This is a genomic window from Nitrospira defluvii, from assembly GCF_905220995.1.
Taxonomy (GTDB): Bacteria; Nitrospirota; Nitrospiria; order Nitrospirales; family Nitrospiraceae; genus Nitrospira_A; species Nitrospira_A defluvii_C.
Window position 1 is genome coordinate 1 of sequence record NZ_CAJNBJ010000003.1, and the last position, 17,535, is coordinate 17,535.

General features: G+C 59.0%; 15 protein-coding genes and 1 pseudogene. 11 read left to right on the forward strand and 5 right to left on the reverse strand.

From position 1 onward, the window contains the following. Positions 1 to 241: 241 nt before the first annotated feature. Positions 242 to 2,518: a [protein-PII] uridylyltransferase family protein gene (locus KJA79_RS09660; protein ID WP_213041839.1), complete on the reverse strand. Its 2,277-nt coding sequence runs from the start codon at positions 2,516 to 2,518 to the stop codon at positions 242 to 244. Positions 2,519 to 2,587: 69 nt separating this feature from the next. Here KJA79_RS09660 and KJA79_RS09665 point away from each other — a divergent pair, with 69 nt between their 5' ends. After that, positions 2,588 to 4,402 (forward strand): [protein-PII] uridylyltransferase family protein, encoded by a 1,815-nt coding sequence (locus KJA79_RS09665; RefSeq protein WP_213041840.1) that lies wholly within the window; start codon positions 2,588 to 2,590, stop codon positions 4,400 to 4,402. Here KJA79_RS09665 and groL read toward each other — a convergent pair. The 4 genes from groL to KJA79_RS09685 all read right to left on the reverse strand — a co-directional run bounded on the left by groL (position 4,399) and on the right by KJA79_RS09685 (position 9,263). Then, positions 4,399 to 6,039 carry a chaperonin GroEL gene (groL, locus tag KJA79_RS09670; protein ID WP_213041841.1) on the reverse strand — a complete coding sequence of 547 codons (1,641 nt, stop codon included), beginning with the start codon at positions 6,037 to 6,039 and terminating at the stop codon, positions 4,399 to 4,401. The genes KJA79_RS09665 and groL overlap by 4 nt on opposite strands. A 51-nt stretch (positions 6,040 to 6,090) precedes the next feature. Further along, positions 6,091 to 6,393: a co-chaperone GroES gene (locus KJA79_RS09675; RefSeq protein WP_213041842.1), complete on the reverse strand. Its 303-nt coding sequence runs from the start codon at positions 6,391 to 6,393 to the stop codon at positions 6,091 to 6,093. 313 nt (positions 6,394 to 6,706) lie between these two features. After that, positions 6,707 to 8,197 (reverse strand): N,N-dimethylformamidase beta subunit family domain-containing protein, encoded by a 1,491-nt coding sequence (locus tag KJA79_RS09680; protein WP_246507539.1) that lies wholly within the window; start codon positions 8,195 to 8,197, stop codon positions 6,707 to 6,709. A 49-nt stretch (positions 8,198 to 8,246) separates the two neighbouring features. Further along, positions 8,247 to 9,263 carry a sigma-70 family RNA polymerase sigma factor gene (locus tag KJA79_RS09685; RefSeq protein WP_213041844.1) on the reverse strand — a complete coding sequence of 339 codons (1,017 nt, stop codon included), beginning with the start codon at positions 9,261 to 9,263 and terminating at the stop codon, positions 8,247 to 8,249. Between the two features lie 133 nt (positions 9,264 to 9,396). On the opposite strand from KJA79_RS09685, the gene KJA79_RS09690 reads away from it, so the two are divergent. The 10 genes and pseudogenes from KJA79_RS09690 to purQ all read left to right on the forward strand — a co-directional run bounded on the left by KJA79_RS09690 (position 9,397) and on the right by purQ (position 17,486). Further along, positions 9,397 to 10,677: an MFS transporter gene (locus KJA79_RS09690; RefSeq protein ID WP_213041845.1), complete on the forward strand. Its 1,281-nt coding sequence runs from the start codon at positions 9,397 to 9,399 to the stop codon at positions 10,675 to 10,677. 68 nt (positions 10,678 to 10,745) lie between these two features. Continuing rightward, entirely contained in the window at positions 10,746 to 11,954 is a 1,209-nt protein-coding gene (locus KJA79_RS09695) for a bifunctional 3,4-dihydroxy-2-butanone-4-phosphate synthase/GTP cyclohydrolase II (RefSeq protein ID WP_213041846.1), read from the forward strand. 156 nt (positions 11,955 to 12,110) lie between these two features. Beyond that, positions 12,111 to 12,569, forward strand: a pseudogene (ribH, locus tag KJA79_RS09700) (6,7-dimethyl-8-ribityllumazine synthase); the annotation flags it as partial. 97 nt (positions 12,570 to 12,666) lie between these two features. Continuing rightward, positions 12,667 to 13,119 (forward strand): transcription antitermination factor NusB, encoded by a 453-nt coding sequence (nusB, locus tag KJA79_RS09705; RefSeq protein ID WP_213041848.1) that lies wholly within the window; start codon positions 12,667 to 12,669, stop codon positions 13,117 to 13,119. Positions 13,120 to 13,214: 95 nt separating this feature from the next. After that, a complete protein-coding gene (purB, locus tag KJA79_RS09710; protein WP_213041849.1) occupies positions 13,215 to 14,546 on the forward strand; it encodes an adenylosuccinate lyase in 1,332 nt (443 codons plus the stop codon). After that, positions 14,543 to 15,337, forward strand: a complete 795-nt coding sequence (locus KJA79_RS09715; RefSeq protein WP_213041850.1) for a chlorite dismutase family protein — start codon at positions 14,543 to 14,545, stop codon at positions 15,335 to 15,337. Before purB ends, KJA79_RS09715 begins: the two co-directional genes overlap by 4 nt. A 13-nt stretch (positions 15,338 to 15,350) precedes the next feature. Then, positions 15,351 to 16,064, forward strand: coding sequence for a phosphoribosylaminoimidazolesuccinocarboxamide synthase (gene purC / locus KJA79_RS09720; RefSeq protein ID WP_213041851.1), 714 nt, complete (start codon positions 15,351 to 15,353; stop codon positions 16,062 to 16,064). Between the two features lie 134 nt (positions 16,065 to 16,198). Continuing rightward, complete coding sequence (locus KJA79_RS09725) at positions 16,199 to 16,426, forward strand: hypothetical protein (RefSeq protein ID WP_213041852.1); 228 nt, start codon at positions 16,199 to 16,201, stop codon at positions 16,424 to 16,426. Continuing rightward, positions 16,423 to 16,662 carry a phosphoribosylformylglycinamidine synthase subunit PurS gene (purS, locus tag KJA79_RS09730; protein WP_213041853.1) on the forward strand — a complete coding sequence of 80 codons (240 nt, stop codon included), beginning with the start codon at positions 16,423 to 16,425 and terminating at the stop codon, positions 16,660 to 16,662. The genes KJA79_RS09725 and purS overlap by 4 nt, the downstream gene beginning before the upstream one ends. 101 nt (positions 16,663 to 16,763) lie before the next feature. Further along, complete coding sequence (purQ, locus tag KJA79_RS09735; RefSeq protein ID WP_213041854.1) at positions 16,764 to 17,486, forward strand: phosphoribosylformylglycinamidine synthase subunit PurQ; 723 nt, start codon at positions 16,764 to 16,766, stop codon at positions 17,484 to 17,486. Positions 17,487 to 17,535: the final 49 nt, after the last annotated feature.

Consider the following 17,535-nt stretch of genomic DNA (forward strand, 5'->3'; position numbering starts at 1 on the left):
GAATAAATCAGACCTTCCCTAGTAGATGGTGATACTTTCCGTACTGAATGCACTGGGCATCAAACGCTTCCAGCTGTGTTCTGTCTAGAAAATCAAAGGCCATGTTGCTTCGAAACTGATAGATCTCGATATACTCCCAAATAGTCTGTGCATGTCCAACGAGTACTGACCTTAGTGCAAGACTATCATGCATTCATGTGCGGGTGCGGGGGCAATGGAAAGAGCCAAACTCTATTCCCCCTCACACCTTCCCAAACATCTTCTCGAAGAACTGTCTGTTTTGCTTCATATGCTCTTCGATATCTGTCTGGAGATGTCTCGCCCCGGTCTGCCAGTCTTCGGTCTGGTAGCCGACGCGGCGGGCGAGGAAGATGAATTCGTCGGAGTCCGCTGGAGGGAGGACGAGGTCTTTGGTGTTGCCGCGCACCATGCGCAGGCCGTCGATGAGCATGCGGATGAAGAGGTAGGATTTGCGCAGGTTCTCGCCGGTGGCGCGGGGAATGAGGCCTGCGTCAATCAGGGCTGCGAGTGCGCGGAGCGTGTTCGGTGTGCGCAGGCTGGGATAGCGGTGGCCATGCATTACTTGGAGGTACTGAATGGCGTACTCCAGCGTGACGATGCCGCCATGGCTGTGTTTGAGGTTGATCTGCCCAGGCTCAACAAGTTGCTTCACCTGCTGCCGCCGTAGATCGAGCGCCACCGTCAGATCCCAGGGTGCGCCGCTGTAGACGAAGCTGTCGCGATGGGCTTCGACTTTCTTGCCGAGTGCGGCGTCGCCCGCGATATGGCGCAGCTTAATGAGCGCCTGCCGCTCGAATGGTGCAGCCTGCCCGTCGGCACTGTAATACTTGCAGACTTCGTCGAACGCATTGGCGAGCGAGCCCTTGCCGCCATGCGGCCGTAGCCGGACGTCGATGTGGAAAATGCCTTCCTGCTTGGCCTCGATCCACTGCAGAAATTCCTGTGCGAGGCGCTCGAAGTATTCGCTGTTCTCGATGCCTTGCTTCCCGCTTGTCCGCCCGGGGCCGCCGTAGACGAAGAGCACCTCGATGTCGGAGGCGTAGCCCATTTCTCTCCCGCCGAATTTTCCCGCGCCGAGTACCGCGAAGGGGCAGGGCTTCTTATTGATGAGCCGAGGGGAGCCGTAGAGCTTGATGAGCTTGGCCTGACAATCGATGAGGCTGCGTTCGACAATCACCTCGGCCAGTTCCGAGATCGCGAGCGAGAAGTCGGGGAGGCTGGTTTCCGGTTCGACGATGTGTTTCATGTCGATGCGGAACAGTTCCTGGTCCTTGAAGCGGTTGAGCGCTTCCTTCCTCGCCTCGTCGGTTTTTGCCTTCGCGATGATGCGGTTCAGCTCCTTGCGCAGGGAGGTTTGTGGCTTAATCAGCGGGGCGTCGCGGTAGTCCTTCAACAGCGGCAGTAGGTTGACATGTTGCCGTCTGAGAAAATCTTCCCACAGAAAATCGCTCGCCCCGAGCAGCCTCGCCAGTAGCGGAAAGGTCTTCTTGTCGTTGATGAAGTCCCAGGCCTGTTTTTTTCCAGCCTGCCGCGACCCTTCGAGTATCAGATCGAGGAACTGATCAAAGGACTCCAGGGCCTTTGCTGGATCCGGCGCCCAGGTCAAAGCATGGGTGAACTGTTTGATGAGCACGGCGGTGAGGCGGAGTTGTTCCTGATCGACCGGATCGAGCAGCTTCTGCCCGAAACGATTGCGGACGTAAAAACGGTCATGCAGTTTGCCGTCTTCGATCGCAAACTGCGCCTTGCTGATATAGACGTTGCGCATCGCCAGCGCGTTGGCAAAGGCATACAAAAACGCCGGTGTGTCGTCCGACCGGATGTCCATGATGGTATCGGTCGCGGACTGACTGTTGTCGAACGTGATCTGGACAGTGTGCAGCAGGCCACTGAAGGAACTGCGGCGTTTGCCGAGGTGCTCGACGAGTTGGCGGTTGACCTGTTGCCGTGCCTCGTCGAACTGATTGTCGTCCAGCAGCAGGATCATACGTGAGAGCTGCTCCGTGAGCCGTTTCTGTTCTGCGGCGGTAAACGGTTGTTTCTCTGTCGGACTCACCGTGAAGACGTCGACGATCTTCTTTCTGGTGAGGCCAGGGCGACTCTGTGGTCTGGGGCGTTCGCCGTAGGACGTGCTTGCGCGTGTCGGGCGGGGTGGGTCGCTTTCTGCGGAGGTGAAGATGCGTCCTTCTTCGATGTTCAGGCCGAAGGCGGACAGGAGTCCGCAGATCGTGGCGAATTCGGAAAAGTAGTCGTAGGCGACGATCGTAATCGTCCAGCGTCCGCGGTCGAGCTTGGTAAATCGGACTTCACAGGGATGATCCGGTGTGAGGTGGGCGGCGAGCGCGACATGTGTGGCGATTATGGCAGGGGGAAAGACCGCCAAATAGTCCTGGTCCATCCGTGAGACGAAGTCGTGCAGGATATCGGGTTCCACACCGTGGCAGAGCGGTGTGAGGGTGGCCAGCATCGATTCGCGATCGGTGGTCGCCTGCAGCATGATGCTGTGGAGTATACCCGAAGGTGGTCTCGTTGTACCGGAAGAATTGCGCCAGTATAATGCGGCGCCATGATACGACGCCCCCCTCAGCAGGACGGACCTGATCCGCGTCCAGGTTCCGCTGCGCCCCCTGTGTATCCAGACCCGACCCCTCTCCTGGTCGCATCCGGACTTGAACCTGAGCAGGTGGTGAGGATTCTTGGTCCCTATGGTGTGAGACATGCGGCCGAAGCGGACGCGAATATCCAGAGTATGGCGGGGGAGCCGCACACCCGTCGACTGCTGGCCGCAATTCTCCCTTTGCTGCTGGCGGAAATTGCCCGAACGGCCGATCCCGACCAGGCCCTGAATCATTGGGAGCGTTTGCTCGCGGGGAGTGTCAATCGCTCGTCGTTAATCCAATACCTTCAATCCTCCCCCAGAATGTTGGGCCTGCTGTGCACGATTTTCGGGAACAGCGATTCGCTCGCTTTCGCGCTCATTCGAGATCCCATGCTGATCTACTGGTTGGCGGAGGAGGACGTGTTGACGACGGCCCCGACCAGAGCAGGCATGGTGGCGGCGCTTCGCCAGAGTCTCGGTTCGCTCAAAGCCATGGAATTGAAGTTGGATGTCTTGCGGCGCGTCCGACGTCGCGAAATGTTACGGGTCGGCGTGCGCGATTTGCTGCGCCTGGCCACGGTGGAGGAAACGACCGCGTCCTTGTCGGACCTCGCCTCCGTCCTCATTCATGCCGCCTATGAAATCGTCGATAAGGCCCTCAAGGCGCTGCACGGCACGCCCATGCATCAGCTCGCGGACGGCACCTGGGTGGAGACGGAGTTTGTTGTGATCGGCATGGGCAAGCTCGGCGCCCATGAACTGAATTACAGTTCCGATGTGGATCTCATCTATGTCTACGGCTCCGCTGAAGGAGAGACGCGAAAGGCGAAGGGCAGCCGTCAGGCGAGGGTCGAGGCCGTCTCGAACGAAGAATACTTTGAGATGCTGGCTCGTTCCTTGACGAAGGCGTTGGCCGAGCAGACGAGAGAGGGTGCCGTGTTTCGGGTGGATCTGCGGCTCCGCGCGGAAGGCACTGTGGGACAACTGGCGCGGTCGGTAGAGGCCTATGCGAAGTACTACGCGCAGCGCGGGCAGGTGTGGGAGCGGCTGGCACTGCTGAAGGCGTGGCCGGTCGCCGGTTCCCCTGCGGTCGGGCAGGCCTTTGTCCAGATGGCGGAAGGTTTCGTCTTTCAGCCTGATCCCCGTCCTCTGACACGAGAACGTGCGCTTGCCGTCATTCGTGAGGTCCGAGCCGTGAAGGAGATGATCGATGAAAAGATCGCCATGCGTGGACATCAGCACCGGAACGTGAAGTTGGGGACCGGGGGCATTCGGGAGATTGAATTTCTGGTCCAGACGATTCAGGTGTTGGTCGGCCGGTCGGTCCCAGGGATTCTCGACCGTAAAACCGTGGGGGCGCTGCGCCGCTTTTGCCGGCACCGATTCGTCAACGAGGGTGACGAGCAGCGGCTGACTGAGGCCTATTGGTTTCTACGGGATGTCGAACACAAATTGCAGATGATGCATGACTTGCAGACACACGCACTTCCCGATAGTAGCGAGGAGTTGCAGCGTTGTGCGATTCGAATGGGGTATCAGGCGGAGTCGCGTCAGGCGGCGCTGGAGCAATTTCTGGCAGATCGGCAGCGGCACACGGCAGTGGTGCACCACACCTTCCGATTATTCTTCTACCACCCCGAAACGTCGGATTTGTTGGCTGCGGTGGTGGCTGCGGCGGAAGGCCACTCCCGTCGCAGCACGTCTCGGCTCGAAAAAGAGACCGGTCCGGCGGGGCCACCGCCGGACCGGTCTTCGACAGCGAAGAAGAAACGGAAACCTTAGTACATCCCTTCCATGCCGTGGTTGTGACCAGCATGGCCACCGGCAGGCTCTTTCTTCTCTTCCGGCAACTCCGTGATCATGACTTCGGTCGTCAGCATCAAGCCCGCGACGCTGGCGGCGTTCTGCAAGGCGCAGCGCGACACCTTGGTCGGATCGATGATGCCGGTCTTGATCATGTCCACGTATTCGTCGGTAGCGGCGTTGTAGCCGCCGTTCGGGTTCTTGTCCTCACGGACGCGGCCGACCACCACGGAACCTTCGGCTCCCGCGTTGGCAGCAATCTGACGAACCGGCTCCTCGAGCGAGCGGCGCACGATATCCACGCCGACTTTCTGCTCCAAAGGCAGGTCCTTCAGGGAATCCAAGCCCTTGAGGCAGCGCAGATAGGCCGTGCCTCCGCCGGGAACGATGCCTTCCTCGACGGCCGCCTTGGTGGCGTGCAACGCGTCTTCCACGCGCGCCTTCTTTTCCTTCATTTCGGTCTCGGTCGCGGCGCCGACGTTGATGACGGCCACACCGCCGACGATCTTCGCCAACCGCTCCTGCAACTTCTCGCGATCGTAATCCGAGGTGGTTTCTTCGATCTGGGCCTTGATCTGCTTCACGCGGCCTTCGATCTTCTTCGGATCACCATGACCTTCGACGATCGTGGTGTTGTCCTTGTCGATCGTGACGCGCTTGGCGCGGCCGAGGTCCGTGAGCTTGACGTTTTCCAGCTTCAAGCCGAGGTCCTCAGAGATGACCTGGCCGCCGGTGAGGATCGCGATGTCCTCCAGCATGGCCTTGCGGCGATCGCCGAAACCAGGGGCTTTCACGGCCGACACATTGAGGGTCCCGCGGAGCTTGTTGACCACGAGGGTCGCAAGCGCTTCGCCTTCGACTTCTTCAGCAATGATGATGAGCGGCTTGCCCAGCTTGGCCACCTGCTCGAGGACCGGGAGCAGGTCCTTCATGCTGCTGACTTTCTTTTCGTTGATGAGGATGAGCGGCTCGTCCATGACCGCTTCCATCCGCTCGGCGTTGGTCACGAAGTAGGGAGAGATGTAGCCGCGATCGAACTGCATACCCTCAACGACGTCCAACGAGGTGGTCATCGACTTGGCTTCTTCCACCGTGATGACGCCATCCTTGCCGACCTTTTCCATCGCTTCTGCGATGAGGTCGCCGATGGTCTTGTCGTTGTTGGCGGAGATGGTGCCGACCTGGGAGATCTCGGTCTTGTTCTGGCAGGGCTTGCTGAGCTTCTTCAGCTCGCCGATCACGACTTCCACGGCCTTGTTGATGCCGCGCTGGATTTCCATCGGGTTGGCACCGGCGGTGATGTTCTTGACGCCTTCCCGATAGATCGCCTGGGCCAACACTGTGGCGGTGGTGGTTCCGTCACCGGCCGTGTCGCTGGTCTTGCTGGCGACTTCGCGAACCAGCTGGGCGCCCATGTTCTCGTACGGATTCTTCAACTCGACTTCCTTCGCCACGGTCACGCCGTCCTTGGTGATCGTCGGGGCGCCGAACTTCTTGTCCAAAATCGCATTCCGGCCCTTGGGGCCGAGCGTCGCCTTCACGGCATCGGCGAGCTGGTTCACCCCTCTCAGGATGGCTGCCCGCGCCGCTTCGCTATACAACAATTGCTTTGCCATAGTCGTCCTCCGTTAGTCGTCAGATGATCGTGTTAGTCGGGTGAGTAGGAATTAGTGGGTGAAGATGCCCAGGATGTCCTCTTCCTTGAGGATCAGGCACTCTTCGTCTTCGATCCGCAGCTTGCTGCCGGAATACTTGTCGAACAAGACCTGGTCGCCGACCTTGATGTTCTCGACCTTCTTGCCGATTGCCTGCACGATACCCCGTTGCGGCTTTTCCTTCGCGGAGTCAGGAACATAGATCCCGCCGGCGGTGCGTTCCATTTCCTCGGTGTAGGTGACGAACAGACGATCACCCAGGGGCTGGAAGTTCTTCGCAGCCGTCGACTTCTTCTCTTTCGATTCCGTAGCCATACCCAATCCTCCTCTTAGATTAGTGAGCGTCTCGGCCCTGATGTACAGTTGTGTGAAAGCTGGAAATTCAGCTCTGACGTGTTACTGCAAGGGCTACCTGCAGAAAACTCGACACATAGATAGCGCCAGGAAGAGGCAAGTCAAGGGATGGACTATAAAATTATTCTTCTCGCAGAAGCAATGGGAAAGTGTGACATAAGTCGTTGATTCTTCTGAGCCGGTCGAAGCGTGATGTCTTGCGGGTTGGCGAAGTTTCCGTAGCGGACTCCTGGAGGGACTGTGGAAGATTGAAAGGGAGGAGCGGGTGAGCTGCCTATGGTCGTGCCGGAATGGCGCTCGCCCCCAAGAGTTTCAGCACATTGGCGGTAATCTGACGCGCGGCCTCATTGGACCGGGGGCTTCGTAGCGAAGGGGCATTGTAGTCGTCGAGGCCCCAGCTCCATTGCATGGTTCCCGCGGCAAATACGGAAGCGCCGCTCGGGGCTTGGTAGAGAGTCATATCGCCATAGACCACCTGCCTATCCCTTGGGTAAGGAGAATGCGCCAGGATGGTCAGGCCGGCAGGTCCGTCGGGAAACGCCCGGTCAATCTCATAGCCCAGCAGGCCGGGGAGTCGGCGGTCCGGCGGCAGGTCGACGCCTTCAAACAGGGGATGCGACGGCTGGGTGACCAGGATGTCTCCATCGACGGGCACGGTTTCGTACATGACGCCGAGCAGTTGATGCTCGGGGTGATTCACGGGCGGCTCACGCCACTGTACCGTGATCAGGTGGTCGTTCGACGGATCGCCGTCCAGGGCCAGGGGGTCCTCCTGCAGGGCCACTTCCTTATAACTGACCATGGTCCGGTTCGGCTCACCCGTCACCGGGCTGGGTTCCAGCCTGATCTGCCAATAGCAGGTATTGGCAGAAAAAAACCCGAGCCCGAGCCCTTGGCCGCGAGCGGCCTCCACATGGTGTCGCATCTCCTGTGACCAGTATTCATCGTGGCCGACCGACAGCCAGGCCCGGCGGCCCTTCCAGAAATCCACCCTGCTGTGCGTGTCGATATCGGTGCTATAGGTCACGTCATACCCCTGACGTTCCAACCAACGCACCATGTTGTATTCCCAGCCGGCGGTCGAGAGCGTGCGGGTGGGGTGGATCGACATGGCGGTGAGAAATTCTCCGGCACCGGTGCCGCTCCCGCCGCGCGGATGTTGGCTCCGGCCATACGGACGATTGAAGGAGACCTTGCGGGCCCATCGCTCGTCCTGGCTGTTCGATGGATAGGTCGATTTGCCGCCCCAGTTGTTGTAGGCCTGAAAGGTGGTGACGCTGGATTGAAACAGGAGTTCGGCGGGGCGGTCGTCTTCCCTGACGACAAAGATGATGTAACTTTGTTTTCCGCTGCTGGACCCGGTCAGCTTGGCGAGGTAGATCCCGCTGCGCCACTCCTGATCGTCGTCTGTGGTGGTGCTGAGTGTATAGGATACCTGCCAGTCGCATTCGATGAGCCCGGTGACCGGATCGGCGGTGGGCATGGGTTGCCGGACCCCCGGAATCGTAATCCCGCCACGCATCAACCTCGCGCCGCTCCCTCCATACCAGCCCATGCGGTAGATGGCGATCGTCACCGTGGGGTCGGTGCTGTGAATGTAGAAGCGCAGTGGCTCGCCACGATTGATGCTGGTGGCGGAGGCGTAGCCCTCGACTTCATGGTCTGCGGGATCGGTCAGGACCCAGTCGGACTGTCCTGGCCGGGCATTTTCCAGCGTGATCGGGGAGGCGGCATGGGCGGGGAGGACACTGAGGAAGACGAGCATGGTTGCGAGCAGGAGGCCGGTGGGGCCGATCTTGTCGTGGCGCCTCGCCCTACATCCGAAGGCGGTCAAAGTCTTTCACGTCCTTCTTGATGAAATCACGCAGTCGTTTGATGATGCGGGCCTCCAGTTGCCTGGTTCGTTCCTTCGTGATGCCATATTTGGCGCCCATGTCTTCCAGCGTGAGCGGGGTCTCGGACAGAATGCGATTGCGGAGAATGTCTTCCTCGCGCTCGTCGAGCGTCTTGGTGAATTCCGCTAGTTTGCGCCGGAAGAGGGCCTTGAGTTGGGTATCGGCCAAGCGTTCGTCCGCCGGTTGCTCATGGGCCGGCAGGATATCCATCAGCGTGCCGTCATGTTCCTGGCCGATGGGTTGATCGAGGGATAACTCCCAACTGCCCAGCCGCTGGTCCATTTCGATGACATCGCGTTCACGCACATTCAGGCGGTCAGCCAACAGTTTGCTGTCCGGCGCAAATCCTTCTCGTTCGAGTTTGGCCTTTTCCTTTTTCAGGTTGTAGAACAGTTTGCGCTGATCCTGCGTGGTGCCGACTTTGATGAGACGATAGGTGTTCAGCAGGTAGCGAAGAATGTAGGCCCTGGACCACCAGGCCGCGTAGGCGTAAAAGCGCACGTTCTTCGTCGGGTCGAACTTTTTAATCGCTTGCAGGAGTCCGACGTTGCCTTCCTGGATCAGGTCCATATGGTCGGCGCCTGTATGCAGATATTCGGAGGCGATGGAGACGGATACCCGCAGATTGGCCAGAATGAGCTTCATCGCCGCATCGCGGCTCCCGCGGAGCTGGTATTCCTCGAAGAGACGTAACTCTTCTTCCTTGCTGAGATAGGGATAGCGGCGGATTTCCGTCAGGTATTGCTGCAGGGTTGTGACGGGAACGAGGGACGTGCTCAACGGGGCGGACTCCGGCTCCTTCGACGGCTGCCGATCGGCCGCTTCATGTTCTTCCGTGACTTCCTCGTCCGTGGGTTCCAAGACTTCTGGTTCGAGTGAGTCTTCGTCCAGTTCTGCCTGGAGGTCGGACTCTTTTCTGTGTTTCGGTTGTGCCATGGTGCGTAATTTCGTGGGTCCAGGGGCTGACTATACCAGATGTCGGGCGTCAGGCAACAAGGCGGCGTGCTGAGGGCTCCCGTCTCCCTTGCGTCTCAGAAAGCGTGCCTCGTATAGTGCGTGAGCATTGCGCGTGCGTCGATCTGTTCCGGTTGAGGCCGGCGGTGCCGGAGAATTCGTCGCCATGAGTCTGAGTTCCTTCGCGGAAGCCCTTCGGAGCGGGCATTGGCCGACGTTGGCCGGCGCCTGGTTGCATCTGACCGTGAGTTTCATGGTGTGGTTGCTGTTCGGCGCGTTGGCTGTATCCATAGGAGATGCGTTACATCTCACCCCGGCTCAACAAGGCATGCTGGTTGCCTTGCCGCTGCTGAGCGGGGCGATTCTGCGTATTGTCGCCGGGTGGTCATGCGATTGGTTTGGCGCCAAACGGACCGGGCTGTTGGTGCTTGGGCTTGAGCTGATCGCGATTCTCTGGGCCGCGCTCGGCGGCACGAGTTATGAGGAACTGCTCGGCATCGCGCTGCTGCTCGGCGCCGGCGGGGCCAGCTTCGCGGTGGCCATGCCGGTCGCCGGTCGAGCCTATCCACCGGCCCATCAAGGCCTCGTTTTGGGGTTGGTGGCATCCGGTAATATCGGGACGGTGCTGGTCCTGTTGTTGGCCCCTCAGTGGGAGTCGGCATGGGGATGGCACGGAGCCTGCGGAATGTTGGCGCTGCCGGTGACGATGGTCTTTGGTCTGTTTGCGTTTGTGGTCCGGGAAGCCGAGCGGGCCGGTTCCTCCGCAGGAGGGGCCTGGTGGCACGCCGCCTGGGGCATGATGCACGTCCGATCGGTTTCGTGGCTGTGCCTGGTCTATGGGATCACCTTCGGCGGATTCGTCGGGCTCACCAGTTTTCTCCCCGTCCTGTTGCATGAACATTATGGCAGTGACCCCATTGTTGCCGGTGCCATGGCCGCGTTGTGCGGGTTCGTGGGGAGCTTGATCCGTCCCGTTGGAGGGGCGGTCGCGGATCGATGGGGCGGGGTCCCGGTTCTGGCGGGCGTCTTTGTGGTGTTGGCGTTGATCACGGCTCTCACCGGGTCTCTGCCCGCCCTGCCCTGGGCCTTGGGGCTATTGGTCCTGACGATTGCAGTAATGGGGTTCGGGAACGGCGTGATTTTTCAGATTGTGTCGGAGTGGTTTCCCAATGAGATCGGTCTCGCGTCCGGACTGGTCGGGGCGGCCGGCGGGATCGGTGGGTTTCTGGTACCGATTGGATTCGGGCTCCTGCGGGAAGGAACGGGGACGTTTGTGTTCGGGTTTGCGGGCTTGGCCGTGGCCAGCGTGATCGCCGCGATGACGGTCAGTCCTGTGCTCCGGTGGGGCCCTCCGGGCGTCGTGTCGTCGCCCAACGCCGGCGGTTTTTCCCGTTGACAGGGGCGGTTTGAAAAGGGTTAGCTGGGCCACCCATCGCAGGCCGGTCCGTGGACATTCGGGGGAATATGGCGACACCATTCAATTCGATCGAAGACGCAATCAAGGACATTAAGAAGGGGAAGTTCATCATCCTCGTCGACGATGAGGATCGGGAAAACGAAGGTGATCTCGTGATGGCGGCCGGGAAGGTCACGCCGCAGGCCGTCAACTTCATGGCCAAACATGCGCGAGGCTTGATTTGCCTGGCGCTCACGCCGGAACGGGTCGAAGAACTGCAGCTGGCGCCGCAGGCGGTGGAAAATACGGCCACGTTCGGGACGGCCTTTACGGTCTCGATCGACGCCCGCAAGGGGATTACGACCGGCATTTCGGCTGCCGACCGTGCCACGACGATTCATGTGGCGATCGACCCTCGCAGCTCACCGGCAGACCTGGCACGTCCGGGCCATATCTTCCCCCTCAAAGCCCAGGTAGGCGGTGTGCTGCGGCGGGCGGGGCAGACGGAAGGATCGGTGGATCTCGCCCGGCTGGCGGGGCTCTACCCCGCGGGCGTCATTTGCGAAATTATGAATGAGGACGGCACGATGGCCCGCGTGCCGGAATTGGCCAAGTTTGCCAAGCGTCACAAGTTGAAGATGGTCACGATCAAGGCCTTGATCGAATACCGGATGCATCGTGAAACCTTCGTGCGGCGGGCGGCCAGCGCCTTTCTGCCCACGACCTTCGGTGATTTTGAAGCGATTGCGTTTGAAAATGATATCGACGGCGCCACCCATATCGCGCTCGTGAAGGGCAAGGTGGATCCGGAGACTCCCATGCTGGTGAGGGTCCATTCCGGCTGCTTGACTGCGGATGTGTTGGGGTCGTTGCGTTGTGACTGTCGTGAGCAGCTGCATCGCGCGATGGAGATCATCCAAAAAGACGGCCGCGGGGTTTTGCTCTATCTCAACCAGGAGGGGCGCGGGATCGGCTTGTTGAATAAAATCCGCGCGTACGGCTTACAGGATTCGGGCAGCGATACGGTGGAAGCGAATCTCCAGCTCGGTTTCAAAGCCGATTTGCGTGACTACGGTGTCGGCGCCCAGATCCTCGTGCAACTTGGGTTGCATCGCATCCGTCTGATTACGAATAATCCGCGCAAGATCGTGGGCATTGAAGGGTATGGGCTCAAGGTTGTGGAGCGGGTGCCGATCGAGATTCCTCCTCGCGCCGACAATGAAAAATATCTCCGCACGAAAAAAGCCAAACTCGGCCACTTGTTGAAAAAGGTTTAGCCTGCCGCTGCGTCTCGGTCCGGGTCGCTCTCGTCGGAAAGGTGAGAGCGTCGCGCCCTGAAACGTGTAGCCATTTGTGGGCGTTTCCAGGTATGATTCCTCTTTTTCTTCGGCACACGCAGATTCCAGGAAACGTCTGACTCGGTATTGCATTCCATGAAGCTTCGCAAAGGCTCCCAAGACGCGACGGGTCTGACCTTCGGCCTCGTGGCGAGCAGGTTCAACAAGTTCGTCACCAGCCGATTATTGACCGAATGTGTGAAGGCCTTAAGCAAGGCCGGGGTGGCGGACGACGCGATCGAAGTCGTCCGGGTACCGGGCGCGTTTGAAATTCCCCTGGTGGCGCGACAATTGGCCAAATCCGGTCGGTTCGATGCAGTAATTTGTCTCGGCGCCGTGATTCGCGGCGACACTCCCCACTTCGAATACATCAGTTCCGAAGTCAGCAGAGGCATTCTCCAGGCTTCGATGGAATCAAATATACCGGTCATCTTTGGCGTGCTCACAACCGATACGGTGGCGCAGGCGATTGAGCGGGCGGATCCGGACAAGCTGAACCGTGGGGCCGATGCCGCCAAAACGGCGATCGAAATGGTCAATGTGATGCGGTTGCTCAAAAAGGACATGACCGAGGATGCTCCGCCCTCCGCGGCTCCCGCGCGACCGGCCGGGCGTCCAGCAGCGAGGTCGAAGCGCTGAACGGCGTGGCACTATGGCCTCTCGACATCAGGCCCGGGAACGGGCCGTACAAATTCTCTTTCAGTACGATATTCATGGCCAGGCCGGTCCGTGGCTGGATGATTTCTGGGTCCAGTATCCGCTCACGGAGGAGCTGAGGGCGTTCGCGGAACGGCTGGTCGCCGGCGTCCGCACCCATGCGAAGGAGCTGGATGCGCTGATCGGGTCCTATGCGACCAATTGGAAAGTGGGCCGCATGCCGATCATCGACCGGAACATTCTGCGTCTGGGATGTTTCGAGTTGCTCTACGTACCGGAAGTGCCGGCCAAGGTGACGCTGAACGAAGCGATCGAGCTGGCGAAAAGTTTCGGCGATGAGGAAGCCTCCAAGTTTGTGAACGGCATTCTCGACAAGGTGTTGGGCGCGGACGCCCGATTGGAACGCAAGCGCGCGTTTCCGGAATTACCGGTCGTCGGGAGCGATTAGGTAGTTGGACCGTACAAGTCAGACAATAAAAAGGCGATGGAAGAAGAAACCTTGCACCTGTTTGCGATTCACGGTGTTCGTTTCACGAGGTGGCGATGATTGAGCGATATACCCGGCCTCGCATGAGCGCGATCTGGGATCTCACGCACAAGTATGAGATTTGGTTGGAAGTTGAGCTGCAGGCCTGCGCGGCCTTTGAACGCGCCGGACAGATTCCGCATGGCACGAGCGCAAAGATCCGCAAAAAAGCGAAGATCGATGTGGCGCGTATCGCCGAAATCGAAAAGGTGACGAAACACGATGTCATCGCCTTTCTCGAATCACTGATGGCCTCCGTCGGGCCGGATCATCGCTTTCTCCACATGGGGCTCACGTCGTCCGATATCGTGGACACATCCCTGGCGGTGCAGATGACCGAGGCATTGGACCTCATTCTCGAAGACCTCGACGAGTTGATCGCCGTTTTGAAAAAGCGCGCGCTGGAGCATCGTCATACGGTGATGGTCGGCCGTTCGCACGGCATCCACGGCGAGCCGGTGTCCTTCGGGTTTAAGTTGGCAATTTGGTATGAAGAAGCCTGTCGGCACCGAACGCGGCTCCAAGCGGCGCGAAAGGACATTGCCGTCGGCAAACTATCCGGTGCGATGGGGACGTTTGCGCATCAAGGTCCTGAAATCGAAGAGTATGTCTGTGCGAAGATGGGGCTCGCGTCCGATCCGGTGTCGAACCAGATCGTGCAACGTGACCGCCATGCGGCCTATGCCTCTGCGCTGGCGCTGCTGGCCGCCACCATCGAGAAGATCGCGACGGAGATCCGTCACCTCCAACGGACGGAGGTGCTGGAAGCGGAGGAGTATTTCTCCGAAGGGCAGAAGGGCTCCTCGGCGATGCCGCACAAGCGCAACCCGATTGCCTCGGAGAACTTGTGCGGTTTAGCGCGTCTCGTACGCAGCAACAGCCTGGCGGCGATGGAAAATGTCGCACTGTGGCATGAACGGGATATCAGCCACTCCTCAGTCGAGCGAGTGATCATGCCTGACAGCACTATTCTGATTGATTACATGTTGGCCCGCGTCACGGACCTGGTCAGGAATCTGGTGGTGTATCCCGAGCGGATGCAGCGGAATCTGGATTTGACCGGGGGGCTGGTCTACTCGCAGCGGCTCCTGCTCGCGTTGATCGATAAGGGGGCTCAGCGCAAGGAGTCGTATGAAGCCGTGCAACGCAATGCCATGACTGCGTGGAAGGGCGGGGGCGGATTTCAGGAATTGGTCCGGCGCGATCCGTTCATCACGACTCATCTGAAGCCGACCGAGATCATGGCCTGTTTCGACCCGATGTACTATTTGCGGCACCTGGATCAGGTGTTCCGCCGAGTCTTCGGGGCCCGTGCAATTCCTGCGAAGCGGCGCAAGAGGCGAGCATGAGCCTCACGGCGGTGGTGCGAACGGCACTGTGTGTGGCCTTCCTGCTCGTGGCGACGGCTTGGCCCGTTCGAGCGGCTGATCGCGAGGCATTGCTGACACAGCCTGGTGTGTACGGCACGTTTGCCGCTTTTCAAATGGATCATGATTGGTGGGACCTCCCCGGGGAGGCACGCGTCATTGCCGTGGCAGAGGTGAAAGGGCTGATCGAACAGTTTTCGCGTAATGTCGTGATCGAATCCTATCTGCTCCGTGGGCTCTCGGACCATGCCGACTTTATGTTCAGAGTCCACGCCCATGCATTATCGGATACGCAGCAATTTCTCACGTCCTTGCTGGGAACCCGATTCGGACGTCACCTGGTTCCGACCAGCTATTTCCATGGGTTGACCAGGCCGGGGGTCTACGTGCCTGGTTTCCCTGAGGACATCAAGCAGGCCCTGCAAGTGCCGGGTGATGCCGGCGCCAAGTCTTACGCCATCGTCATCCCGATCAGAAAAGATGCCGAGTGGTGGGGGCTCGATCACGCGAGTCGTGGGGCGCTCATGCAGGAGCACACGGAAGCCGCGCTGCCGTACAGTGCCTCGGTCAAACGGAAACTGTATCATTCGAGCGGTCTCGACGACTTTGACTTCATCACCTATTTCGAGACGGACAAACTGGAAGATTTTCAGGGCTTGATCCGCGCGCTTGAGCAGGTGAAGGAATACCGGCATGATCGGCGTTTCGGTTACCCCACGTTGCTGGGCACAATCAGGCCGCTGGATGACGTTTTAGAACTGTTCGCGCGGTAGTGGAGGAGCGGAGATGGCTGGCGAACCGACAGGGACCATGATTTACGAAGGCAAGGCCAAGAAGATTTTTACGACCGAGCGGCCGGATCAGGTGTTGCAGTATTTCAAGGATGATGCGACGGCCTTTAACGCTCAGAAACGCGGGACCATCGTTGAGAAAGGGGTGGTCAACAACAAAGTCTCGGAGCGGGTGTTCCGTCTCCTGGAGCAGCATGGAATTGCGACGCATTTCATCGAACGGGTGAGCGATCGCGAGATGCTCACGAAAAAAGTGACGATTGTGCCCGTGGAGGTCGTGGTCAGGAACGTGGTGGCGGGCAGTTTGGCCAAGCGGTTAGGGCTGAAGGAAGGCGCAACGATCGAGCCGGCGATCATTGAGTTTTACTACAAGGATGATGCCTTGGGTGATCCCCTGGTGAATGATGATCACCTGCGCCTGCTGAATGTGGCCACTCCTGCGGTACTGCGTGAGATGCGTGAATTGGGCCACAAGATCAACGGGGTGTTGCTGCCGTTTTTCAAAGAGCGTCGAATGCTCTTGGTCGATTTTAAGCTGGAGTTCGGTGTGTTTCACAATCGCCTGATTTTGGCCGATGAAGTGTCTCCCGACACCTGCCGGTTCTGGGATCAGACCACGAAAGAATCGATGGATAAGGACCGATTTCGGAAGGACTTGGGCAAGATCGAAGAGGCGTATCAGGAGGTGTTGAAAAGGGTCTGCGGTTAGGAGAGGGTGAGGCAGACGGCTCTGCTCGCGCAACGCGCGGCCTCGGAAGGCCCTCGTTAGATGCGCGCAGGAGCCGCCCGCCTCACTCTCCCCCCGGCAACCTGGCTGGAATTTCAGAGGTGGGGTGGGGAAAGATGAACCGGTTTCTGCAACTATTTCTGAACTACGGCCTGGTGTTGGCCATCCTGGTGTGGGCTGCCACGGTCGCGATGATGGCCTACCATCTCGAAGAGTCGCCCTGGCGATGGGCGTTCATTTTATTGTCGCTGGCGGGGCTTGGAACCGTGGGGGTGATTTTTTGGATTCGCCGGTACGTGAAGAACAGTATGAAGACACTGCAGCAGGCAGGAAAGACATCATGAAAGCCAAAATTCATGTGACGTTGAAGCAGGGCATCCTGGATCCGCAGGGGAAGGCCATCGAACATGCGCTGGACTCGCTCGGGTTCAACAATGCCGCCAATGTGCGGGTCGGCAAGTACATGGAAGTGGATCTGAACGAGACGGACCGCGCCAAGGCCGATGCGCAAGTGAAGCGGATGTGTGAGCAGTTGCTGGCGAATACGGTGGTTGAGGAATATCGGTACGAACTCACATAGGAGCAGATAGCTTATCGCGTATTGCCGATGGCGGACACCAAGACCTCTTTCCGGTCGTGTGTGATACGCCAGCGGTCATAAATCATAAGCTCTTGAGAATTATGAAAATCGGCGTAGTGGTGTTTCCCGGCAGCAATTGTGATCACGATTGCGCGTATGTGTTTAAAGATGTGCTGGGTCAATCTGTGGAGATGATCTGGCATAAGGACGCGCAGTTGTCCGGGCTTGATGCCGTCGTGCTGCCGGGTGGATTCTCGTACGGTGACTATTTGCGAACCGGCGCCATTGCGCGGTTTTCTCCGGTGATGGGAGCGGTCAAGGAATTTGCCAACAGGGGGGGGCTGGTTATCGGTATCTGCAACGGCTTCCAGATTCTTCTGGAGGCCGGCCTATTGCCCGGGGTGATGCTGCGAAACACGTCGCTGAATTTCATCTGCAAGGATGTATACGTGAAGGTGGAAAATGCAGCGACCCGGTTCACGCATCGCTGTGAATCCGGTCAGGTGTTGAAGATTCCAATCGCCCACGCCGACGGCAATTATTACACGGATCCGGTCACGCTCGGCGGCATCAAGGCCAATGCGCAGGTGATTTTTCGATACTGCACCGCTGAGGGAAAAGTAACGCCCGCAGCCAACCCCAACGGTTCTTTGGACAATATTGCCGGCATCATGAATGCCGATGGGAACGTGCTGGGCATGATGCCCCATCCAGAGCGGAGTGCGGAATCGGTTTTGGGCAACGAGGACGGACGATTGATTTTCCTGTCGATCTTGAGCGCGTTCGGCACATCCGAGGTACAGACCAGGTTGGTCGGCGCGTGATGAGTCTGTGGATGCACGTAGTGTCCAGGACTCATCGCTCATTAGCTAC